This window comes from Alteromonas sp. MB-3u-76, assembly GCF_002831605.1.
In the GTDB taxonomy this organism is placed as follows: Bacteria; Pseudomonadota; Gammaproteobacteria; order Enterobacterales; family Alteromonadaceae; genus Alteromonas; species Alteromonas hispanica.
In genome coordinates this window covers 1,586,651-1,611,742 of the sequence record NZ_CP025115.1, presented here as the reverse complement: position 1 = coordinate 1,611,742, position 25,092 = coordinate 1,586,651, and the positions used below count along the sequence as shown (strand labels likewise).

22 protein-coding genes and 1 riboswitch are annotated in these 25,092 nt (G+C 44.9%); of the genes, 12 read left to right on the top strand and 10 right to left on the bottom strand.

What is annotated here, in order from left to right:
- Positions 1 to 112: 112 nt before the first annotated feature.
- The 3 genes from CW735_RS07225 to CW735_RS07215 form a co-directional block, all read right to left on the bottom strand.
- Entirely contained in the window at positions 113 to 409 is a 297-nt protein-coding gene (locus CW735_RS07225; protein ID WP_071980028.1) for a YfcL family protein, read from the bottom strand.
- 128 nt (positions 410 to 537) lie between these two features.
- Entirely contained in the window at positions 538 to 1,668 is a 1,131-nt protein-coding gene (locus CW735_RS07220) for an ATP-NAD kinase family protein (protein ID WP_071980029.1), read from the bottom strand.
- The gene (locus CW735_RS07215; RefSeq protein WP_083595276.1) at positions 1,665 to 2,264 is read right to left on the bottom strand and encodes an elongation factor P hydroxylase; all 600 of its coding nucleotides are present in this window, start codon (positions 2,262 to 2,264) and stop codon (positions 1,665 to 1,667) included. The genes CW735_RS07220 and CW735_RS07215 overlap by 4 nt, the downstream gene beginning before the upstream one ends.
- 216 nt (positions 2,265 to 2,480) lie before the next feature.
- Between CW735_RS07215 and CW735_RS07210 the strand changes: the two genes are divergently transcribed.
- The 3 genes from CW735_RS07210 to CW735_RS07200 all read left to right on the top strand — a co-directional run bounded on the left by CW735_RS07210 (position 2,481) and on the right by CW735_RS07200 (position 4,945).
- Positions 2,481 to 3,203, top strand: a complete 723-nt coding sequence (locus tag CW735_RS07210; protein ID WP_071980030.1) for an FFLEELY motif protein — start codon at positions 2,481 to 2,483, stop codon at positions 3,201 to 3,203.
- 67 nt (positions 3,204 to 3,270) lie between these two features.
- Positions 3,271 to 3,717 carry an acyl-CoA thioesterase gene (locus CW735_RS07205; protein WP_071981292.1) on the top strand — a complete coding sequence of 149 codons (447 nt, stop codon included), beginning with the start codon at positions 3,271 to 3,273 and terminating at the stop codon, positions 3,715 to 3,717.
- A gap of 37 nt (positions 3,718 to 3,754) precedes the next feature.
- Positions 3,755 to 4,945 carry a retropepsin-like aspartic protease family protein gene (locus tag CW735_RS07200; RefSeq protein ID WP_071980031.1) on the top strand — a complete coding sequence of 397 codons (1,191 nt, stop codon included), beginning with the start codon at positions 3,755 to 3,757 and terminating at the stop codon, positions 4,943 to 4,945.
- Between the two features lie 20 nt (positions 4,946 to 4,965).
- On the opposite strand, the gene CW735_RS07195 is transcribed toward CW735_RS07200, so the two are convergent.
- Positions 4,966 to 6,534 (bottom strand): L-lactate permease, encoded by a 1,569-nt coding sequence (locus tag CW735_RS07195; protein WP_071981293.1) that lies wholly within the window; start codon positions 6,532 to 6,534, stop codon positions 4,966 to 4,968.
- Between the two features lie 159 nt (positions 6,535 to 6,693).
- Positions 6,694 to 6,805, top strand: a riboswitch (TPP riboswitch).
- A gap of 213 nt (positions 6,806 to 7,018) precedes the next feature.
- Between CW735_RS07195 and thiC the strand changes: the two genes are divergently transcribed.
- Genes thiC through thiH form a run of 6 tightly spaced genes read left to right on the top strand, consistent with a single transcriptional unit; the run spans position 7,019 to position 13,428 of the window.
- On the top strand, positions 7,019 to 8,920 hold the full coding sequence (gene thiC, locus CW735_RS07190) for a phosphomethylpyrimidine synthase ThiC (RefSeq protein WP_071980032.1): 1,902 nt from the start codon (positions 7,019 to 7,021) through the stop codon (positions 8,918 to 8,920).
- Positions 8,921 to 10,540 carry a thiamine phosphate synthase gene (gene thiE, locus CW735_RS07185; protein ID WP_071980033.1) on the top strand — a complete coding sequence of 540 codons (1,620 nt, stop codon included), beginning with the start codon at positions 8,921 to 8,923 and terminating at the stop codon, positions 10,538 to 10,540.
- Positions 10,533 to 11,297, top strand: coding sequence for a HesA/MoeB/ThiF family protein (locus CW735_RS07180; protein ID WP_100971456.1), 765 nt, complete (start codon positions 10,533 to 10,535; stop codon positions 11,295 to 11,297). The genes thiE and CW735_RS07180 overlap by 8 nt, the downstream gene beginning before the upstream one ends.
- The gene (thiS, locus tag CW735_RS07175) at positions 11,294 to 11,545 is read left to right on the top strand and encodes a sulfur carrier protein ThiS (RefSeq protein ID WP_071980035.1); all 252 of its coding nucleotides are present in this window, start codon (positions 11,294 to 11,296) and stop codon (positions 11,543 to 11,545) included. The genes CW735_RS07180 and thiS overlap by 4 nt, the downstream gene beginning before the upstream one ends.
- Positions 11,546 to 11,547: 2 nt before the next feature.
- Positions 11,548 to 12,312, top strand: coding sequence for a thiazole synthase (locus CW735_RS07170; RefSeq protein ID WP_071980036.1), 765 nt, complete (start codon positions 11,548 to 11,550; stop codon positions 12,310 to 12,312).
- Positions 12,313 to 13,428 (top strand): 2-iminoacetate synthase ThiH, encoded by a 1,116-nt coding sequence (gene thiH, locus CW735_RS07165; protein WP_100971454.1) that lies wholly within the window; start codon positions 12,313 to 12,315, stop codon positions 13,426 to 13,428.
- 52 nt (positions 13,429 to 13,480) lie between these two features.
- Here the strand turns inward: thiH and CW735_RS07160 are convergent, their stop codons facing one another.
- Both CW735_RS07160 and CW735_RS07155 read right to left on the bottom strand, forming a co-directional pair.
- Positions 13,481 to 15,523, bottom strand: a complete 2,043-nt coding sequence (locus tag CW735_RS07160; protein ID WP_071980038.1) for an NADPH-dependent 2,4-dienoyl-CoA reductase — start codon at positions 15,521 to 15,523, stop codon at positions 13,481 to 13,483.
- Positions 15,524 to 15,648: 125 nt separating this feature from the next.
- A complete protein-coding gene (locus CW735_RS07155; RefSeq protein ID WP_071981294.1) occupies positions 15,649 to 16,488 on the bottom strand; it encodes a crotonase/enoyl-CoA hydratase family protein in 840 nt (279 codons plus the stop codon).
- A gap of 160 nt (positions 16,489 to 16,648) precedes the next feature.
- Between CW735_RS07155 and CW735_RS07150 the strand changes: the two genes are divergently transcribed.
- Positions 16,649 to 17,251 carry a TetR/AcrR family transcriptional regulator gene (locus tag CW735_RS07150; protein WP_071980039.1) on the top strand — a complete coding sequence of 201 codons (603 nt, stop codon included), beginning with the start codon at positions 16,649 to 16,651 and terminating at the stop codon, positions 17,249 to 17,251.
- Here CW735_RS07150 and CW735_RS07145 read toward each other — a convergent pair.
- Positions 17,235 to 18,878 (bottom strand): GMC family oxidoreductase, encoded by a 1,644-nt coding sequence (locus tag CW735_RS07145; protein ID WP_071980040.1) that lies wholly within the window; start codon positions 18,876 to 18,878, stop codon positions 17,235 to 17,237. The genes CW735_RS07150 and CW735_RS07145 overlap by 17 nt on opposite strands.
- A gap of 288 nt (positions 18,879 to 19,166) precedes the next feature.
- On the opposite strand from CW735_RS07145, the gene CW735_RS07140 reads away from it, so the two are divergent.
- On the top strand, positions 19,167 to 19,856 hold the full coding sequence (locus CW735_RS07140) for a DUF1439 domain-containing protein (RefSeq protein WP_232230484.1): 690 nt from the start codon (positions 19,167 to 19,169) through the stop codon (positions 19,854 to 19,856).
- Between the two features lie 47 nt (positions 19,857 to 19,903).
- Here the strand turns inward: CW735_RS07140 and CW735_RS07135 are convergent, their stop codons facing one another.
- The 3 genes from CW735_RS07135 to CW735_RS07125 are packed head-to-tail and all read right to left on the bottom strand — an operon-like array spanning position 19,904 to position 23,252.
- Complete coding sequence (locus tag CW735_RS07135; protein ID WP_071980042.1) at positions 19,904 to 21,343, bottom strand: wax ester/triacylglycerol synthase domain-containing protein; 1,440 nt, start codon at positions 21,341 to 21,343, stop codon at positions 19,904 to 19,906.
- A complete protein-coding gene (locus tag CW735_RS07130) occupies positions 21,343 to 22,020 on the bottom strand; it encodes a TetR/AcrR family transcriptional regulator (protein WP_071980043.1) in 678 nt (225 codons plus the stop codon). The genes CW735_RS07135 and CW735_RS07130 overlap by 1 nt, the downstream gene beginning before the upstream one ends.
- A 23-nt stretch (positions 22,021 to 22,043) precedes the next feature.
- On the bottom strand, positions 22,044 to 23,252 hold the full coding sequence (locus CW735_RS07125) for a DUF445 domain-containing protein (protein ID WP_071980044.1): 1,209 nt from the start codon (positions 23,250 to 23,252) through the stop codon (positions 22,044 to 22,046).
- 333 nt (positions 23,253 to 23,585) lie between these two features.
- On the opposite strand from CW735_RS07125, the gene CW735_RS07120 reads away from it, so the two are divergent.
- Entirely contained in the window at positions 23,586 to 25,046 is a 1,461-nt protein-coding gene (locus CW735_RS07120) for a DUF3336 domain-containing protein (RefSeq protein WP_100971451.1), read from the top strand.
- The last annotated feature ends 46 nt before the right edge of the window (positions 25,047 to 25,092 follow it).

Sequence of the window (25,092 nt, the reverse complement as noted above, 5' to 3'; positions counted from 1 at the left end):
TAAAGAACTATGTCTGAACACAAGCTGAACGCTCAAAAAAATATTTTCAGATCATTGCCTTAGGTAATTCATGTGCACATTTCACTCGTCATGTGAGGAATCTGAGTTAATGTTATTGGTGTTGAAAAAGGCGAGCCCACAAAGCACTGACTAACTTCGCATCGGCTTGTTCGAGTTCATTGTTGGAAAAGGCTCTATTTAAGCTTTCTGTCATGTTGTCGTTCAGCTGTTCCATTGTCGCATTCTCTTGCATTTCAAGCTGTCTCGACTCTACTGCAAAGTGGCCTTGCAAATAGCTGGCTATAAACAATTCATCATCGTCACCGTGATTAACGACGTCGTCTAAAGCCGCTTCAATTTTTGCGATTTTTTCTACCACGTCTTGTGGTGCAGCAGCAGGTGGTAACACTCTTTTCTCCTCGTTATTTTGTTCTTTTTAAAGGTGGCCTTTTAAACCACTTGGTATTCACTTTTTTCACATACTGTTGAGTCAGTACTCATGATTTTTAATATGTTAAGTTTACTGAAAGCCGCAAGTTATATGGCGTTATACAGCACTTTGTCTTTGTAGCCGGTGATAATAGTGAAAGCCCCCGCCAGCTCTTCATCCAGCTTTGGATCGCCCGAATCAAGTCTTAGTGGTTTGCCGTCTAGCGCATGGATTTTTTGTTTGGTGGCCACCACCATCATATTTTCTTTACCTATTTTGCGAATAAACGCAGGGCTCAACTGTTGATTACCTCTTCCAAGTATATGCCCTTGACCGCCGATAACCGTAAGCACCACTTTACTGGGCTTATTTTTTGTGATGTTAAGCAATTCAGGTGCACTAACATCGCTGGCGACTAATTCGCCGTTTTTTATTACATCTACACCAAGTAATGTGTTGTCGAGGCCAAGATATTCCATAATGGCACCAACGGTAGAGCCGGAGCCCATGACGAAAAGCGTATCTGACTCATCTTCCATTAATTCAGCTACATAAGCTGAAATATCATCGAGCACCAAAGCTTCGTCTTCTTTGCCGCCCATTTTTACTGCCTGAATATACGTCAACTCTGCCGGAACTCGCATTTCACCGTAATGTTTAGCAATCACCTTGCCCTTACGAAAAGCGTCTTCGTCGATATCACGAACTTCGGCATCCATTACACTAACAAGCTCTCCGGCTATCATTTGGCTAACAACCTGACCTGCAGCGGCAGGCGAAACACAGTAAACTCCCGAGTGAATTTTACAGCCTGCCGGTACACCGAGAACAGGTATTGAATCGCCCACAACACTACAAATATTGCGCGCAGTACCATCTCCACCGGCAAAGAGTAAGAGATCTACATTAGCCTCGCACATCGCTCGTGCTGCATTTTCTGAATCTTCTCCCTCAGTTTGTTGGCTGCTAGGACGGTAAATTACCTCGCATGGAATACCTAAAGATGCGCACACGCTCTCGCCCATTTCTCCGGCCGCTGTGAATACCGAAAACTGCCCGTTAAGCGCTTCTAGAATACTGAGCGCTTTAGCCATTTTCTCATTGGCTTTTTTCTCAGCGCCCATCGCTAGGGCCTTTTCACGTATTTGTGCGCCATCGCTTCCTTTCAAAGCCAGTGCGCCGCCAATACCCGCAAACGGATTTACAATTATTCCTAGTCGAAAAACTGGCTTACTCATGCAGCATTATCTCCAACGCGTTTGGTTGATAAAGTTTCGTGTTCGGTAACCGTATTAAATGTCGTTGCCAATGCCGAAATAAAACGTTGTGCCCTGTCAGGGAAACCATTTTTGCGGAAATAGGCCAACTGTGCGGCAACATTTTTTGTAAAGCCTTCTCGATCTGGCTCTGCACCATTCAGGTTATCTGTACTAACTTGAAATTGCCGCCCTGCTGCTTCGGTAAATGCCCACTCAATGGCTTGAGGCTTTATTTCTACCTTTTCAAACTTGGCTTGCTGCTGCTCGTCTCTACCGTCTGGGCAATACCAATAACCATAATCTTCCATCAACCTGCGCTTTTCTCCTGCAATACACCAATGAGCAACTTCGTGCAGCGCACTAGAAAAGAAACCGTGGGCAAAAACTATTTGATGATGATCACAGTGCTTACTCGCCGGTAAGTAAATGGGTTCATCGTCACCCAAAACAAGCCGCGTGTTGTAGTCGACAAACGTGCGATTAAATAGCGCGATCAGTGTTAAAACGCTGGCTTTTTCATTGCTATCTTTAACGCTGCCATCGCCATGATCTGTGTGCTGATGATTAATGTCCATTTGAGTTCGTAATACTTAACCGACGTTGGTGCGAGCCACGCACTGAGTATGCTGGATAAAACAAGCCTACCTGGTGTTGCGCAAGCATCGTCACAGAATTAATTTGGCGCAGATTATATCAGCAAAGAGGTGACTTCTCACTTGAAAGCTAGGCTCGCATGAGTCAATCTAGCTTTACGAATTGATTCACTTATCAAAAACATGGGGTGAAAAAGCTTGGCACAAGACATCATTAAACATATTCATCGCGTTAATGCTCAACGTGACTTGGCAAACAAACTGAATATTATGCCTCTTGTGCATCAACTCCAAGACTGGCAGTGTCAGCGATTATTAGTGAGCCACGATGATTTGGCCCAGCAAAAGCGCTACCAGAAGGCGATGGCGTTTTTCGTTGAGGAGCTTTACGGGCCTAAAGACTTTAGCCAGCGCGATGCAGATTTAGTGCGCGTAATACCCAAATTGGCAAAAGTACTGCCCGAAAAAGCCATGAATGCGATGAATGATGCACTTTCTCTAAACGCGCTCTCTTTCGACTTAGATATGGAGCTAGCCCAGTATCTACATGCTCATTTTCTAAACGAGCCAATTAATAAAGACACCTATGCAATGGCATATCGGCATGTTGGAAGAAAGGCAGATCGCGAGAAGCAGATAAATATTATATCGCACCTAGGCGATCAGCTTGCCGACGTAATCAAAGTGCGGGGTATTGGTATGCTTATTTCACTTTCTCGTCGCCCAGCAAAAATGGCGGGGTTACTTGCACTGCATGAGTTTTTGGAACGAGGATTCAACTCTTTCAAAGCCATTGGTGACGTGCAAAGCTTTATTCAACCGGTATTGAAGCGTGAAACGCAACTTATGGAAATCTTACTGAGCGAAACTACTCGGCTGCCAGTTGATAATCCGCTTCCCAATGTGCCATTACAGCCGTAAACGGCAGGCCATTAGCAATAACAGGTTTAACAAGGAATTTTGTTTGAAAGAACACGCTATTGATTGGATGTACGATAAGCCATTCATTCAAGACTGGCATATTGATGCGACACATATTGACCATTACAACCACGTTAATAATGTGGCCTACTTGGCACAATTAGAGAAATTGGCATGGGCTCACTCTAATGCGTTAGGACTTCAATTTACAGATTACCAAACACTTAATCGAGGCATGGTAATTAGACGTCATGAGTTGAATTATCATCTTCCTGCGCACTTGAATGACACCTTACAATGCGCCACATGGATAGTGAAATGCGATAATAAACTTACGCTTTCTAGACAGTTCCAATTTATTTGCTCTAAGCGCAAAAAAACGGTGTTTGATGCGCTTACCCAGTTTGTATGCGTCAGTTTAGACACAGGCGCGCCAAAACGGATGCCGGCTCAATTTATAAGAGCCTATGGCGAGGCGTGTATTGAATTACCTGCAGAAAAACGCGAGCGATAATATGCACACATTCGTAGTTAGTTTTTGAGTAGTTTGAATGAATCGCATTCTGATAGTAGTTGTTATAGCGTTACTCAGCGCCTCGCTGGTAACAAACATATACTTGTGGCAGCGTCTTTCAAGCTATGATGAGGGCGGCTCTGTTAAAAGCGGCTATACTAGCTCATCAACGGGCAATGAATCGAATACAAACTCCGTGGGTGATAGCGTGTGCGGTGCTGGTAAAGGTGGCAGCGCAAACTGCAATAAAAACCCAACCCAGTATAACCCTAAAAGCACGGAGCTAATGGCTGATGCGCAAACGCCCTCACTCAAAGCGTTAACAGCAATGCTTGAGGCAGGCGAGTATAGCCAGCTGGCGGTAGAAATTAATAACCAGCTAAAGTTATCGCCCTTAAGCGAACCTCTGTTGCTTCTTGAAGCAGAGCTCGTAGAGCGCACGAAGCCTTTACCTACAGCGCTAATTAATTATTACGATTTAGCTGAGCTGCCGTTATCCCTAAGTGCCTTGAAAAAAATTCAGCACAAAGTAGAAAGCCTGTACAACCAAGCGCAAGCTCAGCTTCAAAAAAATCAGCAGTGGGAGCTTGTCGCCAAGCTCAACGAGCCGCTATTTCAACGCCAGCCAGACAATAAGGAATTCACGCTTAATTTGGCTACCGCCTATGCGCATCAGGAAAAAATGACACTAATGGAGGACGTACTCGCTGCCCTACCCTTTAATGATAACGATGCACAGGCTATTCGCGATATGGCGTACGCACAACAAACAGCAAACACAGACGCTAATGATGATGAAACAAACACTACCAACACCTTTTCTGATAGCCCAGACGATATTCAAGTCGCGCTCGAGCGAATAGGCAATCAGTATCGCGTTGAAGCCATTGCACTTAATCAACGCGCATCGATGATCCTTGATACTGGGGCTAGCACGACTGCCATTTCGTCACGCTTATTTGCCCGTTTAGGCAAAATGAGAAACCTGACATTTATTGGTATATTTAACGTTCAGACAGCATCGGGAAGTGTGGAAGCTCAGCTTGTAAAAATTCCAAAATTTACCTTTGCAGGTTACACATTTAACGATGTTTCAGCCATTGTACTTCCAGAGGAGGCGCTGCCTGATGCCGACGGACTTTTAGGTATGAATGTTCTTGGTGAATTCGATTTTTCTATTCTTCCCCAAGAGGACATATTGCTTTTAAACCTAAGAGAAAACAAATAGCTGCGTCTAATTACTCTAGCCTATCGCATAACCTGAGACAATATTCCCGCAATTAACGCGAATACAAGCATTGGCTTTATCGTTTGCTTAATCATTTTTCCTTCCTGGTTTTTTATCCCCAAAATTGCAGAGACCGCAATAATATTATTAATACACACCATATTTCCCATTGCAGCCCCAACAGATTGTAATGACAAAACCAGCGGGACCGACAGTTGCGCCTGTTCAGCGATACCATATTGAATACCACCAAAGGTAAGATTTGAAACTGTTGCAGACCCAGAGAAAAATGAGCCTAACGCACCAAGTAACGACGCTACATAAAGCCAATTTTCTCCGGTCGCGTCAGCTAAGTTATTAGCAATGATAAACATGGGCGATGATTCACCCCCTTGCATCATAAAATTAACCATAATAAGCGCTCCAACAAGGGCAATAGCGGGATGCTTGATGCGCTCTCCCGTTTCGGAAACTGCTTGGCGAAGCTCAAAAAAACTCACTTTTAAAAAAGGAATTAACAGGACAATGGTAACAATAAAAGGAATAAGCGCTGGAACATACAGGGTTTTATAAGACCAGCTGATAGTAGTACCAAGAATGTCATTCCAGCTAACAATGAGGGCTTTACTTACTTCAATGTCAAAGAGCTGAAACCAAACTTCGGTGTTATTTAAAAGCGGTTTTACCCCTAGCTGCTGCACACGCGTTATTACGAGAATAACGATCATGATAATAAATGGAGATAGACCCACTACAATATTTTCCAATGAGCTCTCTTTTTTCAGATTCGTACTGGTATGATTTACACGTTTAAGCCCCACTCCAAATTTTGCAAAGGCAATCGACAGGGAAAGTCCAATTGCACCGCCAATTAAGGCAGGGAATTCATAGTTTACTTGAGCCAACAAAAGGTAAGGCACAGTACAACTTAAAACACTGATAAAAATAAATACTGCATTAGCCCGAATATCGCGCCACCCCACTACGAATTTAAGCGCCAGTAAGGGAATAAAAAAACCTGCGACAAAATGAATGAAAGCAGTGAGAGAGGATACTTCTAATAATGTTTCCTCACTTAAGTTGAGCGCCTCAAAGCCGAACCAAGTGGGCGTGCCAACAGCACCAAACGAGACTGGAATGGTATTCATAACGAGCGTGAGAAGTGCAACACGCAGAGCGGGAAAACCCAATCCTACCAAAATAGGCGCAGCAATGGCCGCCGGCGTGCCAAAACCAGACGCTCCCTCAAGCATAAAAGTAAATGCCCAACCAATAATCATAAGTTGCGCCACTTTATTGCTACTGACACTTTCTAAGTAGTGTCTTAGCTTTTCCTGCGAGCCTGAACGAACAAGTATACTGTTTAGCAGGATGGCGCCCGCTACTATCGACAGTGGTGTTAACACTGAAAGTAAACCTGCAATTGTGTTTGCTGCTAATTCTGGTGCTCTACCCTGAAAGTAGAATAGCTGCAGAAAGCCAATGAATAATGCCGTTAATGGCAATGCTATATGAGCTGGCCATGGTCGCTCTTTTGTCATGCTCCAAACTAGCACTATGATGGGTAATGTTGCGATAAAAGTATCCATACCACGCCTTTTTTTGACATTCGCGCTGAAAAATTGACGAGATTCAGTGTAATGCAGCAACTCTGTAAAAACATAAAAAATGTCTTTTTTAGCCATGCCAGCAGTTAAAAAAAGACAAAGGTTGTAATTCGGTACACGATGAATATATAGTATTCGGCAAGTTACTTGTCGGAGTGCTTCACTGGTTATCCAGTAAGCTGAGACTGCGAAAGCGGGATCCGTAGAACCTGATCAGGCTAATACCTGCGAAGGGAACAAGAATAAATGTTGTATCGTGCTTTAACACTTTTTTTGCGTTTGAACAGACTTTAATGAAAGAATGTTCACAATAAAATTGATACGGGTTTGATGTCTTACCCTGTCAATCGCATTTAGTTTTAAACTTAATCGGCACGCGTGTTTTGCATCATGCTCTGCACTTCATTTTTCTTTTCACTCCTGACAAGCATTTTACCTAACGCCAACTCAAAAGGGCCTAAATGCTATGTCGACACGACGCGAACAGCGCCAACAAGCGCAACACTTTATCAATCAATTAGCCGGTGAGGCTTACCCAAACTCTACTCGTCATTACGAACTAGGAACCAGCAACGATATCAAAGTTGCTATGCGCCTTATTCATCAGCACGACAGTTTAATTGGCGGTACAGAGCAAAACCCGCTGCATGAACCAAACCCTCCTATTCCAGTTTATGACACTTCAGGACCTTACGGTGATCCGTTGGAAACAATTGATGTGCAAAGAGGGCTATCTCCAATGCGTTCGCCATGGATACAGCAGCGCAACGATACTGAAGAGTTAGATGGTGTTACCTCTTCTTTTGCGAAGGAGCGAGAGGCAGATGTGTTTGCTGAAGACTTTAGGTTTTTGCGCAGCAGAAAACCGCGGCGGGCTAAGTCACAAAAAAACGTGACCCAACTTCACTACGCTCGGCAAGGGATCATTACCCCAGAAATGGAATACATAGCCATTCGAGAAAATATGGGCCGCTCGTCCATTCAGCATGTCGATTTAACCCAACAACACCAAGGCGAAAGCTTTGGAGCAAGCCTACCCGAAGTAATAACACCGGAATTTGTGCGCCAGGAAGTGGCGGCTGGACGGGCAATTATACCGTGCAATATTAATCACCCAGAGCTGGAGCCCATGATTATTGGCCGCAATTTTTTAGTTAAAATAAACGCCAACATCGGCAATTCTGCGGTGACTTCGTCTATTGAAGAAGAGGTCGAAAAGTTGGTTTGGTCTACCCGATGGGGCGCAGATACCATTATGGATTTATCAACAGGTAGAAACATTCACGAAACGAGAGAATGGTTGCTTCGCAACAGTCCGGTTCCTCTCGGCACGGTACCAATTTATCAGGCTTTGGAGAAGGTAAATGGTGTAGCAGAAGCACTTACTTGGGAGGTATTTAAAGACACGCTTATTGAGCAGGCTGAGCAAGGCGTAGACTACTTCACTATTCACGCCGGCGTACTGCTTGAATATGTGCCGATGACGGCAAAACGAGTTACCGGCATTGTGTCTCGCGGCGGCTCTATTATGGCTAAATGGTGTTTAAGTCACCATCAAGAAAGCTTTTTATATGAACACTTTCAGGAGATCTGCGAGATTTGCGCCCAATACGATGTGTCGCTTTCTCTTGGCGATGGCCTTAGGCCTGGGAGTGTTGCCGATGCCAATGATGAGGCGCAATTTGCCGAGCTGCACACCCTAGGCGAGTTGACAAAAATTGCGTGGGAATACGACGTACAGGTAATGATAGAAGGCCCAGGGCACGTGCCAATGCACATGATTAAAGCCAATATGGAAGAGCAGCTCACGCATTGCCATGAAGCCCCCTTTTATACGCTAGGCCCGCTTACTACCGACATAGCGCCAGGTTACGACCACATTACCTCTGGCATAGGTGCTGCAATGATTGGCTGGTATGGCTGTGCCATGCTCTGCTATGTCACCCCCAAAGAACACCTAGGGCTGCCCAATAAAGAAGACGTAAAGCAGGGGCTTATCACCTATAAAATTGCCGCTCACGCTGCAGATTTAGCGAAAGGTCATCCTGGTGCTCAAATTCGAGACAATGCCATGTCGAAAGCGCGCTTCGAATTCAGATGGGAAGATCAATTTAATCTTGCCCTCGATCCGCACACTGCCAGAGCCTATCACGATGAAACGTTACCACAGGCATCTGGCAAGGTAGCGCATTTTTGCTCTATGTGTGGCCCTAAATTTTGCAGCATGAAAATATCACAGGAAGTGCGAGAGGTCGCCAAAAAGGAAACACTTGAAGCGCAAAAAGAAGGCATGAAAGATATGGCTAAAGCATTTAACGAAAGTGGTGCAGAGCTTTACCACGGTGCCGACAAATCCGTAGGCCTTTAAATGACTGAATCGACCTTATTTAACTCGACATCAAACTCGCCATTATACGCACCGACTGTATGGTGTGTAGGCGGCACAGACTCTAGCGGAGGTGCGGGTGTAACCCGCGACCTCGCTACGCTCTGTGACTTGGGCGTGCGCGGCTGTGTAATAGTCACTCAGGTAACCGCACAATCGAACAGCAAGATGCTGGCGCAAACGCCTATGGCGCCCTCTGTGATTAACGAGCAATGGCAAGCTTTAGCAAGTGAGGGGTTGCCCCACTGCATAAAAATAGGCGCTGTTGCCAACGACGAACAAGCATTTTCACTTTGCGCCCGCATTGAGTTATTGGCTGGGCCTCGCCCCTTTATAATCTGGGACCCAGTGTTGCAAACTTCATCCGGGAGCACCATCAGCAGGCTCAGCAAAGAAGCCATAGTGCAACTTCTCAATGTGGCAGATATTGTAACGCCTAACGTTAGCGAGCTTGCAGCACTCAGCGAGTATTTTCGTAACCAAAGCACCATAAGTTCTCACCATGATGCTAAAAAAGCCGCCAAAACCTTGCTTGCAACTTCCAACCTTGCAGAACACCCTGGGGCCGAAAAAGCAACTTTACTAAAAGGCGTCTTTGTAAAAGCGGGTCATGCCGATTGGCAATGTGATGCCACAGATATGTATTTTACCCAGACCGAAGACGTTTCGTTTTCACAGCCACGGTGCGATGCAGGAGAGCTTAGAGGTACAGGCTGCCTGTTGGCCTCTGCCATTGCTGGTTTTTATGCCAAGGACTATTGTGTTAATGATGCGCTTACCCTCGCCAATGCTTATGTGAGAAAGGTACGAAACGTATCGACATCACAACGGGATAAGTTTCACCATCCTAAAGCGGTAGGCTTCCCTACAAACCCCGACATATTCCCTGCGGTGTGCTTTAAAAATAGTGTGTTTAAAACCTCTGCGAACGGTGAGAGAGAAATAAGTCATCAGCATAGTTCTCCATTTGAGCCATTTGTGCCCATTGCACTTAAAAGAGGGATTTACCCTGTTGTGGATAGCGCTGACTGGATAGAAAGGCTGTTGCCTACTGGCGTGAATATTATTCAGCTGCGAATAAAGTCAGATAAAAAAGATTCAGGGCAAGCATGGATATCTGAAGAAATAAAAAAAGCCGTAGCCTTAACCAGGGGCACGTCTTGTCAGCTTTTTATCAATGATCACTGGGAACTCGCTATTGAGCACGGTGCGTTTGGCGTGCACTTGGGGCAAGAAGACCTGTTTGATGCGGATATTAAAGCAATTCGTCACGCAGGATTGCGATTAGGAGTGTCGACCCATGGCTATGCCGAACTTCAAAGAGTAAAAGCCCTGTCTCCTTCTTATATTGCGCTAGGTCATATTTTTGCCACTCAAACCAAAACGATGCCTTCAAAACCTCAAGGGTTAGCGCGGTTGAAACAATATGTTCAATTGTGCGCAGACACCCCCACCGTTGCTATTGGCGGCATTGATATATCACGGTGTAAGGCTGCAGCGAATACAGGGGTAACCCATATTGCGGTGGTGAGCGCTATTACTAAAGCAACCAACCCAATTCACGCTTACAGTGCACTCAATACAGAGGCTGGTTATGCTTAATAAGGATGATATTCGACGTTACAGTCGACAGCTTTTGCTAGAAGAAATTGATGAGCATGGGCAGCAAAACCTTTTCAACGCTCATGCTGTAGTTATTGGTCTTGGGGGACTCGGCAGTTTAGTCGCTCGCTTTTTAGTAGGTGCTGGTGTAGGCGCTGGCGCAGGCAGCCTTACTTTGGTCGATGGTGATGTGGTGGATATAAGTAACCTACACCGCCAAGCGTCTTTTAATGAAACATATTTAGGTGATTTAAAAACATGGGCATTGCATTGCGAGCTAAACAAAGTAAACCCCGCAGTCAACCTTGCGATTAAAAGTCAATTTGCTGATGAAACTAACCTACCCGACATTGTCTCTGCAGCAACCTGTGTTATCGACTGTACAGATAGCATAAGTACCAGAATGGAAATCAATCGAGCGTGTGTGAAGGCTCAAATACCATTATTTATCACCGCCGCAAGCGGCCTTTCATGGCAGTCTGTAAATTTGCCATGCGGTAATAGCGAGACATCTTGCGGGTGCTATCACTGTCTTGTATCGCAAATAAAAGTAGATGAGAGCTGCTCAAGCCACGGTATTTTGGGGCCCGTTGTTGGTATGGCCGCCTGTCATCAGGCAACGCAAGCTTTACTTTTTTTAGCAAAAAGGCATTTAACCAAAATACAGTGGGGAGAATATATCGTCGGTAATGCCATCAATGGCACCACTAATTCATTCCACTTACCCCCGTTACCCAATTGTGAGGTATGCCAATGAATCACACCAGCGACTCTCATATCAGCAAAGAAAATAGCAGGCTAAGAATAGAGCTTGTTGTGAACGGCGAGAACAAGACGTATTTAAGCCCTATTACACTATTAGAGCTGGTAATGCGTGATGCATTACGCCAAGAGGGAACTGCCATTGCCTACAATCAATCCATAGTAAGCCGATGTCAGTGGTCAAACACCCACCTAAAAGACGGTGATCAAATTGATATATTTACATTAGTAGCAGGAGGCTAACCATGTTGAGACTTGCAAATCATCATTTTTCATCCCGCTTGTTAACAGGCACCGGCAAGTTTAATAGCGCTACCACAATGCGCGATGCCATTCATGCTGCCGGCAGTGACTTAGTTACTCTTGCCATGAAACGGGTTATAACAGCTACTCAAAGTGACGACACGCTAACTCACTTAAAAAAGTTGGGTGTGACACTACTTCCCAATACATCAGGAGCCAAAACTGCAGAAGAAGCCGTATTTGCCGCAGAGCTTGCCTTTGAAGCCACCGGCTCGCAGTGGATAAAGTTGGAGATCCACCCCGACCAGCGTTACCTGCTTCCCGATCCTATTGAAACCCTAAAAGCTGCTGAAATCTTGGTAAAAAAAGGCTTTTACGTTTTACCTTACTGCGGTGCAGACCCAGTATTATGTAAACGGTTAGAAGAGGCCGGTTGTGCTGCGGTTATGCCTCTAGGTGCGCCAATAGGCAGCAATAAAGGATTACAAACTAAGCCCTTTATTCGCATTATTGTTGAGCAAGCAAACGTGCCAGTTATCGTGGATGCCGGTATCGGTAGACCAAGTGACGCCATGGCGGCAATGGAACTTGGCGTCGATGCGGTACTTGTGAATACGGCTATCGCCACTGCCCGCAACCCAGTCGCGATGGCAGAGGCCTTTGCCTGTGCAGTAAAAACCGGACGAAAAGCTTTTGAAGCGGGTCTGGGTAAATCGCACTATATTGGCGCTGCAACCAGCCCTCTAACATCATTTTTGGAGAGCTAAATGCGTGTTACTGAGCAGTTATTACAGCAAGACCTGTCGCACATTGCACTGTCAATCAATAGTAAAACCGCTGCAGATGTAGAAGTAGCGTTGGCCGCAGAGAGTAAAACTATTGATGACTTTATGGCGCTAGTATCTCCTGCAGCAACCCAATACTTAGAGGAAATGGCGGCCCAATCGCAGCAGCTTACACGTCATCGTTTCGGTAACACCATGAACTTATTTGTGCCGCTGTATTTATCTAATCTGTGTGCTAATGAATGCACTTACTGTGGTTTCACCATGAGTAATAAAATTAAGCGCACCACGCTCACCGTTGAAGAAACACAAAACGAAATAAATGCTATAAAAGCTATGGGGTTCGACCATGTTTTGTTAGTTACCGGAGAGCACGAAACAAAGGTAGGTATTCGCTATTTTGAAGACATTCTTCGCGCTATACGTCACCAAATTAGCTACCTCATGATGGAAGTGCAGCCGCTTAAAGAAAATGACTACCGCAAGCTCAAGGACCTCGGTTTAGACAGCGTACTGGTGTATCAGGAAACTTATTCACCTCAGCACTATGCCAAATATCATCAGCAAGGAAAAAAACAAGATTTCTTGTGGCGGTTAGAAACCACCGAGCGCATTGGCCGCGCGGGAATAGATAAAATAGGTATAGGCGCTTTACTTGGTCTTGGCGACTGGCGAGTTGACAGCGTAATGACCGCCCTTCACGGCCAGCTTTTACAGCAGACCTATTGGCGTAGTCGTGTCTCTATTTCATTTCCTCGCCTTAGACGCTGTGAGGGAGGCGCAGGTCAACAGCACTACGCAATTCCTGACGAACGGCAGCTACTGCAACTAATCTGTGCACATCGTTTGTTTAATCCACAGGCTGAGCTGTCACTCTCAACACGGGAGTCTGCGCGGTTTAGAGACGGAGCATTGTCTTTGGGCGTCACCAGTATGTCGGCGGCTTCGCAAACGCAGCCCGGTGGCTACAGTGAGCCCTCCGAAGCACTGAGTCAATTTGATATTGATGATAACAGACCGGTGAATGAGGTGATTAAATCGATAGCCGCGCAAGGGCTAGATGCGGTTTGGAAAGATTGGATGCCTTTTGCCTATTAACACCTCAATTACAAAAGGAGCCTTTCGGCTCCTTTTGTGTACGCTTCAAAAGCTACACTTCAGCACAAATTCGCGTTCCCTGATCGATTGCGCGTTTTGCGTCTAGCTCTAGGGCTTCGTCTGCTCCACCTACCAAGTGATATGGCATAGAGAGTCCCTCTACGATATCTCGCAAAGGCTCTTGACCCGCGCATATAATGATATTGTCTACTGGCAGCACTTGCTGATTGCCATCTACCGTAATATGAAGCCCTTCGTCATCAATTTTATCGTAGGTAACGCCAGGTATCATAGTTACCCCTTTTGCCAGCAGTCCCACACGATGTGCCCAGCCGGTAGTTTTGCCTAGACCACGCCCCACTTTCGAAGATTTGCGCTGCAACAAAAATATCTCTCTCGGCGATGGTTCTGGCTGTGGTTTCATACCTTCAATACCGGCACGAGCGGTCATGGTCATATCAATGCCCCACTCTTTCATAAATGCAGGAATATCCAGACTCGGTGTTTCTTTTCCGTGTGAGAGGTACTCAGCAGTATCGAAGCCAATGCCACCCGCGCCGATAATAGCAACTTTATTCCCTACCGGTTTTTTATCTTTTAACACGTCGATGTAAGAAAGTACTTTTTTGTTATCAATACCCGGGATATCAGGCATTCTAGGCTTTATACCCGTTGCTACTAACACCTCGTCAAAACCTTCATCGTTTAGAACCGAGGCATCTACGCGGGTATTGAGTGTTAAGGTAATATTATCGTGCAGTTCTATTTGACGAGCGAAGTAACGCAATGTCTCATAAAACTCTTCTTTTCCAGGAATTTGTTTTGCAATATTAAACTGACCGCCAATTTCACTGGCTGAGTCGTAAATAACCACGTCGTGGCCGCGCTGAGCCGACGTTACCGCAGCAGCTAGTCCAGCAGGACCAGCGCCTACCACAGCAACACGCTTTTTCTTTTCTGCAGGCTTGATGTTCAATTCAAGTTCGTGACATGCCCTAGGGTTAACTAAGCAACTTGTCATCTTGCCACTAAACACATGGTCTAAGCAGGCTTGGTTACAACCAATACAAGTATTAATTTCATCAGCTTTATTTTGCTGAGCTTTGCGTACAAAATCAGGATCGGCCAAGAATGGACGAGCCATCGACACCATATCTGCATCACCGCGAGCTAACACGCTTTCAGCCACTTCGGGAGTGTTAATGCGGTTTGAAGTGATAATTGGGATAGATAACGCCGCGCGAAACTTGGCGGAAACCCACGTAAAGGCAGCTCGAGGAACCTTAGTGGCGATAGTCGGTATTCGCGCTTCATGCCAACCTATTCCTGTGTTAATTATGGTGGCACCGGCTTTTTCTATTTCTTTGCCGAGCTTAACAACTTCGTCGTAAGTAGAGCCGCCTTCAACTAAATCCAACATCGAAAGACGATAAATAATAATAAAGTTTTCGCCTACGGCTTCTCGCACGCGGCGAACTACTTCAATTGGCAAGCGAATACGATTTTCATACTCTCCGCCCCATTCATCGTCGCGGTGATTTGTTCTACGAGCAATAAACTGGTTTAAAAAATATCCTTCAGAGCCCATTATCTCAACACCATCGTAGCCAGCGCGCTGAGCTTGAGTTGCTGTAGTGATAAAATCGTTTATTTGTTTTTCTATTTCGTCAGGCTCAAGCGCTTTCGGCTTGTAGGGATTAATAGGCGCCTGCACCGCCGAGGGTGCTACTAATTTGGGGCCATAGGCGTAGCGGCCAGTATGCAATATTTGCATACAAATTTTACCACCTGCTATATGAACAGCATCTGTCACTTCCTTGTGATTTTTTACTGCCTCATCGGTATCAAGGCGAACCGTAGACGGGTGTGTTGAGCCCTCTTCATTTGGGCCAATACCGCCAGTAACAATAAGCCCTACTCCACCACGGGCGCGCTCGCTGTAAAATGCAGCCATACGCTTGTGCCCATCGGGCAGCTCTTCTAGGCCAGTATGCATTGAGCCCATAATCACGCGGTTCTTTAATTGGGTGAATCCTAAATCGAGAGGACGAAATAGATGAGGATACACAGTGTGATCGGTAACGGTCTGATTCATTGCTCATTCCTAAAGTTTTGTCTTATGCCATTTATTACATGACATATGTGAACTAATAATTATTTGTGCCTGTCGACGCTACAATTTCATTTGTTTTATTGCGCTCGTTTTTACTGGGCTAGTTTTTACTGAGCTAGTTTTTTAACAGCGCTGTGTAGCGGCGGAAATTCTGGTTGCTGCTGTTTTTTTTGAGCTTCCATGGCAGTGAACACATCTTCCATATGAAACATGCCCGCTTGCCAGGTGGCCATATAATCTAAACTCTCCGACACCGTATGCTCTGTGGCATAGTTGATCATAGTTTTTGTGCCAGACACAGCAAGCGGAGAGTTAGCGGCAATTTGTTGCGCAACTTTGGTTACCGCGCTAAGCATTTGCTCGTGGTCATCGAATATTTCATTGATAAAACCAAGCTGCTGAGCTTCTTGAGCCGCAAAATTACGCCCTGTGTAGGCAAGCTCTTTCACCATACCAATCGGTATCAACTTAGGCAGGCGCTGTAAGGTGCCCACATCGGCAGTCATACCAATCTGGGTTTCTTTAATTGAGAAAAAAGCATCTTGAGTGCAATAGCGCATGTCACAGGCACTTAGTAAATCTACTGCGCCACCAATTGCTCCACCTTGCACAGCGCCGATAACGGGCATACGTACCTCTTCAATAGCGGTAAAGCTATCTTGCAACATTTTTACCGTTCTTCTCATTCGCTCAGCTCGGCGCGATGGATCGCCTTTGAAGTCTTCTTTCATGTTAAGAAATACCGCAAGGTCCATACCGGCAGAAAAGTGTTTGCCCGTTGAAGATATAATAATGACTCGTGCTTTTGCTTCATCATCAATTGCTCGAACCGCAGCGGGAAGCTCTGTCCAAAACGCAGGGTTCATGCTGTTCATCGCCTCGGGTCGATTAAGCACAATGTGTGCGACAAACCCTTCGTATTTTATTTCTAGTGTAGAGTAATTCATGGTTTGCGGTGTCTCCATGGTGAAAATCCTATTAACATTTTTGCAAACTAGACAGCGTCAAGATAAAAGGCTATGTTGACACTGTCAAGATAAAACTGTATTCAAGGTCACTACGACCTAATAACCTGAAAATTAAAAGCACGGAATTAAAAAATTTAATATGACGAGTGTGGCGCAAACCTATCATCATGGCGATCTTCGAACAGCCTTATTGCATGCGGCAGCAAAGCGCCTAGCAGACTATGGTGTAGACAGTTTGTCTTTGCGCAAGCTTGCGGAAGATGCGGGCGTATCTCGCACTGCCCCGTATCACCATTTTAAAGATAAAAGCGCTTTATTAAGCGCAATAGCTGCGAAGGGATTTAGCGACTGGCATTCCGCCGCAAAGCGCATTTTTGAACAAGACGAGAAATCACCAAAAGAGCGCTTTAGAGAATTCGTTCGCGAATACGTCGGTTATGCCGCTGATAATCCTGAGATGTATGAGCTGATGTTCGGGCGCACTATTTGGCAAAATAATGCGGCCACCAGCGACTTAAAAGACGTCGCGTTTCCCTGTTTTCAATTTCAGGTCACTATGACCAAGTTTTGGCAAGAAAAGGGCTTATTGCCCAACAACCAGGACGCACTCAGATTAGCGCAAGTTACGTGGGGTACGCTGCACGGAATAGCGCGGCTGTTGATAGACGGTATTTATGCCGACAGCAGCCACATTCAAGAAATGTGTGACTGCGCGGCAGACCTGTTTATGCAGCAGAAATAGGCACCGGCTGCCCTTCGTGCGCCGCTTTGATAAAATCGGCCGCGCGCTCTGCAATCATTACCGTAGGCGCGTTTGTATTGCCACCTATTAAGCTAGGCATTACCGAGGCATCCACAACCCTCAGCCCTTCTATACCTCGTACTTTTAATTGAGAATCGACCACCGCCATGGCGTCGTCATCGCTTCCCATTTTACACGTGCCGATAGGGTGATAGATGGTTTCGGCGCGCTCTCTCAGAAACTCGAGAATGTCTTCGTCACTTTGCGCCTCCTCACCAGGATAGAGCTCTTTGCCTTTAAACTTCTCAAAGTCTGGCGCAGCTAAAAGTTTTCTGGCTATTCTCACGCCGTCAATCATTACCTGCTGATCTTCAGGTGCACTGAGGTAGTTAGGATCTATGAGTGCGTGGTCTGCTGGGTGATTGCTTTGTAGCGAAATAGTGCCTCGACTTTTAGGGTACAAACAACAAACGTGAAGACCATAGCCATAGCCAAACGCCACTTGTCTGCCGTGGTCATTTAAAATAGCGGGTAGGAAGTGGAGCTGTATGTCTGGGTATTCCTCTGCTTGAGACGAGCGTAAAAATCCGCCGGCCTCCGCAATGTTAGATGAGAATATACCGTCTCTTTTCAGCGCGTATTCTGCTGTTGCTTTCACATATTTTGGCAGGGCTCCCGCGGCCACAGCGTAACCTTCACGAGCTTCACAGGTAAATTGCACAATAGCATCTAAGTGGTCTTGTAAGTTTTGACCCACACCAGGTAAATCCTGATGAACATAAATTCCTTTCTCTTCCAGTTCAACTCTAGGGCCAATACCCGAGAGCATTAGTAGCTGCGGTGAGTTAATTGCGCCTCCGCTTAAAATTACTTCGCTTTTGGCGTAATACCTTGCAACTGTGCCTTTTTCTCTTACCTGTACGCCTATGGCACGCTTGTCTTTCAATATCACTTTTTCAGCAGCCACCTTGGTAAGAACAGTGAGGTTATTGCGGTGTTTTGCCTGCGACAAATACCCCTTAGCCGTGGAACATCGCTGGCCATTAATTTGGGTGACGTGGTAATAACCCAAACCTTCTCTATCGTCTCGGTTGAAGTCGTCTAACTGCCTGTAGCCACCAAACGACGCCGAGTTAACAAAGGCATCTGACAGTACATCGGTGTGACGTAACTTACTCACGTTTAAAGGCCCACCTGTACCGTGATATTCATCAGCACCGCCTTCGAAGTTTTCCGAACGCTTAAAATAAGGCAGGACGTCATTAAAAGACCATCCTGCAGCACCTTCTTGGGTGGCCCATCGGTCGTAATCTTCGGCCTGACCGCGTATGTAACACATGGCATTAACAGAGCTACTGCCACCCAGAGTTTTTCCTCGTGGCCAAAATAGTTCGCGGTCGTACATCTCTTTTTGAGGCGCGGTATGATAGCCCCAGCCTATACCCTCAAAGCGACTTAGCAAGGAGATGCCAAAGGGTACGTGGATCATAGGATTGGTGTCTTTCGTGCCCGCTTCAATGAGTAAAATATCAAGCGCAGGATTTTCAGACAGCCGCGTGGCTAACACAGCCCCCGCAGAGCCGCCACCTACAATGATGTAGTCATATTTGCCTTGCATTTCACTCATATTCACTGCTCCAAAAACGAAAATTCATAAGGCGATTAACGCGTTTATTTTTTCGCACTTGTTTAATTGTTAACAAAACGTTGTGGTAAGACCAGATTAGCAAATTAGTTATCATTCGGGAAAGTTTTATGTTGTAACTTTCACAAAACGTAATAGTCTTGATGTGTTATCTACCTTTTGCCTGAGAGCCACGTCTTTGTTATGCCACTTTCACCGTCATCTTTAGAAAGTCAATCAGCCTCATTGTCAATTAAGGATAGCTGTAAGCTTTTGATTGCCAGAGTGCTCGTGAGGCTTGGAAAATTGCGCTACGACGATTTTACTAAAGACGAACTGCACGAATTGATATCTGATTTCTTTCCCCACCGCTTTTCGCTAAACATTCCCATCGGTACAGGGACTGTCAATATTCATGAAGGAGAAATCAGCTTTAACAATGAAGCAAACCGAATAGCACTTCAGTGTCTTGCCACTATTAATATCGATGTCGCAAACACTACCTTGTATCGTGCTCACCTTGTCGTGGTGGTGAGCGCTAAGCCCGACTATGATGAAATATCTAAAACGGTGTTGTTAACTCATGTATGCGTAGACACCATTACATTGATTAACGACGATTATGCACTGCTGAAAGACTCTCGATATGTGTTAAACACGTTTTTCCCGCAGGGCATTAATAGCTTGGTCACGTCGTCATTACGCTCTGCTATGTCGCTATTTACTGTAGGCACATCCGATTTGGCTACTGAGTATCTTAAGCTTTATCTCTCAGATTCAAAGCAAGCTGTGCTGGACTACCATAAACCCAAAATAAACCAAGCTATTCAAGAAGAGCTAAAAGGCACAAATTTGACTCACACAATGCGTAAATCTCACTGGCGCGAAGCTCTTTTTGCCCAAGTGGGTAAAAGCGTAAGAGTAGAAGACGACCGCTTACGCTTTTACCTCACAAAGAATGAAAACTCGCCCCAAGATTAAAGCGCATCTTCTACATTCAACACTTCTTTAATTCAGATAAATCAGTACTAATGGTCGCTTACAATAGACAGGGGCACAGTATCGATATGCTCACCAATGTCGTCAATATTTAGCCTGGGGTTATCTACGCTGGCCTCCAGCATATCAAAAGCCTCTTTCACATATAGCGCAAGTGGCTGCAGCGATTCTATATTCTTGTTGCAACACACCAACCCAACATTGGCAGTATCTGCGTAGGTCATAAAAGTGATGTTTACTCCGCCACCTGGTGTCATTGTGGATATAGGATAACAGGCCAAAAGCTTTGCATCTTTCAAATATCGAGTGTCTTTAGGGCCAGGAACATTTGAGATTAGTATGTTAGCAATGGGTTTAACCACATTGGATAACCTCAACCATTCGAATACTAACGCAAGAGATTGTATTGCAATGGTGTAACTACTAAACGCAGAAGGTCGTGCATGCTGGGCTGCGTGCTTTACTATACGATGATTCACTACTATTTGACGTAGTCGAAGATAAGGATCGTTTTCACCGTGGGCGAGCTTAACCGGCACAATGGCAATTTTGTTTCCTGTGGTTTTTTCACCCGGCTTTCTTAAATTAATCGGCATATTTGTGAACAATGCTTTCTTAAAAACCTGCCCGTGGTCTTTAAGCAGTTTGTGCACACCAATATCAAATGCACACAATAATACCTCATTCGCCGTAGAGCGAGTGCGTCTAGCCAGTGACTTTACCCGTTTAAAGTCTAAGTCTACTGTGGCTACTGCCCTACCCGCTTTTACCTGCCCAGTTAACATGGTTTTTGTACCCGTGAAGGGAACCGGCATGTAATGTGGGTTAACCCTGAGTATTTTCATGAAAATGCGCAAAAAGATAACAAACAAGTCGAATACGGTTTTTAGCGCATAACCTACGCCAACCAATCGCTTCACAAGACTCACTGGGTCTCGCTTTTTATTTCGAAGCCGTTTTACCGCCCAAATAGGGATAAACTTACCCTCGCTAGAATGCGATACATACCCAGACTGAAACCATCGCACCAATGTCGTTCCGTCGCCGTACATGTGGTGTACTCTGGCATAAATGGCGAAGGTGTCGCTGGTTTCATCAAAAATAAAATGATACTGCCATAGGGGTTTATCCGGGTCTAAGCGCGAGGCGTGGAGGCGAGCAACAAACGCATCGAGAGCCTCTCTGTTTTGCACATTCGCGACCCGATGAATTTGCACATGATAATCCATGTTCAAGGTTTTCACTGGCTTGAAGCCTATAGGGTAGCCAAGAAAGGTTTTTACCGTGCAGCTGAAAGGCGAAGTAGCGCGGGTATAACTCTTAATTTCTTTGAATAAGTTTGGCACGTAACTTTTTTTGTCAGCCCCTTCCGGCAAGGCCAATAGCTGTAAGCAGGCTACGTGTTTTGGATTTTCATCAGATTCAGTAATCCAAAATGATTTATCTAAGAAACTGAGCGTTTTTGACATTATTTACTCCCGCTGTAGCTATCAAGTGGCGATTCACTTTTTATATCACTCGCAAAGTCGTGAGAGTGCAGTGTATTCAACAAATGCGCTTTTTCTTTTTCATTCAATGCTAGTCGAGGAAGAATACTCACCATCATAAGCGATAGCGCGTGAAAGCGCTGAACCTCGTCGTCCATATGACTGTTTAATTCATCGAACTGGCAAGACTGTGTAATGATCAGCAAGATAAGTTCAACCAGCAACACCCTATCAGCTTCAGTAGCAACAAGAACCTTTCTCTCGCTTAACGAGGTAAATAAGAAGCTAATTTGGCGCTTGAGGTTAGCCAAAATGTGCTGTCGACGTTTTACGATAGATGGGTATTTTTCGGCCAAATCTGCTGGGCTTTTATAAAGAAAGCGAAAAACATGAATGCTATCGACGAGGAGATACAGGTAATACATGATTTCTTCTGCATTTAGCGTATCAAGCTTTTCCCTCGTCAACAGAGTTTGCATTTGCTTCTCATGCATTTTCATCAGCGCTATTACAATGCTCTCTTTCCCTTTAAAATGGTAATAGAGGTTGCCTGGGCTAATGTCGAGCTCAATGGCAATGTCGACACTCGTTACCGAGTTTTCGCCATGCTCATTAAACATCGCTAACGCAGTGAGCAAAATACGCTGTGCTGTTTTCATTTTTAACTACGCCAATGTTTGTCTCATAAAAACACTAAATAGAGCTGCATAAACCCCGCAGCCATTCCTAGCAGTGCACCGGTGACAATAAGCTTCCATTCGTCTTGCTGATAGGCGGGTCGCAGCACCCCCTCAAATTCTTCAGCACTGAGTGCTTGCATTCTTAAGCTTAAATCCTGACCTATTTGCATAGCCCCGTTGGCATAATCATAGGCATAAAGTAGATACTTTTCTGAGTTATCAAAAATTTGCTGTACCGCCAGCGCCTTCATCTTGTGATAATTTTCTGAGCCCACACCAAGTGCAAAATAAGGTTGGGCAATAGCCACGTAGCGCTCAATTGCATCGTTAACGTGAAGTTCAATAAGCTCAAGTAGCTGCGCCGAACCTGAACCATGAAGAATGACGTTGGTGATATTTTTAGGCGTGATAAGCTTGTCTTCAATAATAGAAGAATAAACCTCAGACACTTCTTTCTGACGCTTTAAAAACATTCCCTGAATGGTGAAAGGCCCTATCTTTCGCGGACGCTTTGGTTCAAATATGATTTTGATTGCAATCCAATTGGTGGCATATCCAACAAGCAAACCACCTAGTGGCAATATCCACCAGGCTTGGTAAAAGTGCCATAACAACATGGTGGGTAAACCGAATAAAAAGCCAAAGTACAGCCCTGAACGCACGATAAAGGGAAACTCTTTGCTGCCAGCGGTGAGAAAAATTTCGTTGATAAGTTCTGGAGAGTTAACCAGTTGCTCTACAACTAGCTCTTTTATATCGAGAATTTCGGAGACATTGTGTTGAAAGTCATCAACCATTTTGTGAACGACATTAGGAATATCGTTTTCGATACGTTGGTAAACTAAATCTTTCCCTTGAACCGGCAATGCGGCCCACATTTGCGGAGCAGATTCGGCCATAACGTTATTCACTACTTTGCGAATAACCTGACTCAGTCGACGCTCTATGGCTTTGGTAAGCTCGTCGGGATCTAACCGTTGAGCCAACTCTTCAACACTGAGTAATTTGCCAAGAACCAGTTCAACTTCAATTTCAGCCATTTGTCGACGCTTTGCGGGAATCAGCCCCTGCCAACCTAAAAAGGGCTTTATCCCAACAAATTCAATGGGATAAAACATCATCTTCACGGCTAAATAGTTCGTCACCCATCCAACTACCGCGCTAATCAGGGGTATAGATAGTAGACTTAAGGTTTGAAAATTCCAGTCCATACAGCGAACAAATGTTCCTATTTATTATTCTACTCATCAGGCTACTGAGTGCTTATGATTTGGTCAATGTAAAAAACGCAATTAAAGGTAATTGTTGATAGAAAACAAGTTTTCTATGTTAAATATTCCTTCTCAAACAGCGCTATTCTTAAATAACCCGCATCAAAGAATGCATCTCGATAAAAAGTTTCGTCAAAACAGAAATCTACAGCCCTCTGTATACAACCTTAGGTAGTGAATTCTAATTTTGCTACCTAAACTGTATATTGCTAAAAGAGCGTTAGTAGATTTGTTACTTGAACGTCTGGTCTTTGCATTTAATAGGTGGTTGTCATGACAGCATTCGATATACAGTTAAAAAAGCTAGAGCGTGATATTGAGCACGCAAGTTGCTATGAAGAATATGAAGCTGCCTGCATAGCCCACGATGCATTATCTGGTGCAGATGAATGGAAAGCACAAGACGAAAGCGAATACTATGATTACAAACTTATTCAAAAGCGTGTTCAGCGTCTGCAAATAGCCCGTGGTAAAGGCGATGTTCATGCATTAATGTCGATTTTGCATGAGGGACTTCACGGTAATTTAGGTAATATTGCTAACCCGGTATTACAGAGCTACTGCAAAATAGGAACAAAAAAACTCATTGAGCAGTTTATCAACGAGGTTTCGCTTACTTTAGAGCAAATTGTAAATGCGAATGAAGACGACGTTGATTTTTACGAAAAGCTTTCGTTTTTTGAAGAGACGGCCCATGCATTTGGCCGCAGTTGCCTAATGTTATCTGGCGGGGCTGGGCTCGGCTTTTTCCACGCTGGCGTGGTTAAATCGCTGAACGAAAAAAAATTACTCCCTACCGTCATTTCTGGCGCAAGTGCAGGCTCTATTATTGGCGCTATGCTTGCAACACGAAATCATGATGAATTAGTAGAATCTCTCGACTCAGAACGCATTTACGAAATGTTTAAACACTGGCGAACATTTGCGGGTTTAAAAAAAGGCAGTCTCTTCGATAGCTCTATGCTGGAAAATGCACTCATTGAATTATTTGATTTAACCACCTTCGAAGAAGCATTTAAAAAGACCGGCCGACACGTCACTATTACGGTGTCACCTGCCGACTTACATCAACACTCGCGTTTGTTAAATGCCAAAACATCGCCAAATGCCATTATCAGTCAAGCAGTTCGCGCTTCTTGTGCCGTGCCTATTGTGTTTAGCCCAGTACAGCTTAAGGCGAAAACCCCCTCTGGTGACATTGTGCCCTATATACCCAACCGCCGGTTTGCGGATGGCTCGCTAATGGCTGATTTGCCGTTTAAACGGTTGGCACGTTTGTATGGTGTGAACCACAGTATAGTTAGTCAAACAAACCCGCTTGCAGTGCCCTTTATCTCGTCACGCAGAATTGATGCAAATTCACTTTGGGATATGACCACTCGCCACATTGGGCAGCTAGCGAAAACTAATAGCGTATTTGCCATTGATATGATTGAAAAAATGGTAGGCAATAAGAGTGCAAAACTTGCCATTCACAAAGTTCGATCCATAATTGACCAGCAGTACGTAGGAGACATCAACATATTGCCAAAACGTCAGCTTAGTAATCTTTCTAAAGTACTTGCAAACCCAACGTTAGAAAGTATGGATGAGTTAATTACCAGCGGCGAACGAGCGTCTTGGCCTCAACTCCATGTAATAGAAAGAAATACCAAAATAAGCGAGAAATTGCGGTATCATCTGGCACAATTGAAGAAACGAGAAGCCCTTGAGTTACGGCATGTTGCGCAATAACCGCTACACGGCCCACACAACGGTAGAGGCGAATGTAAAATTAAAG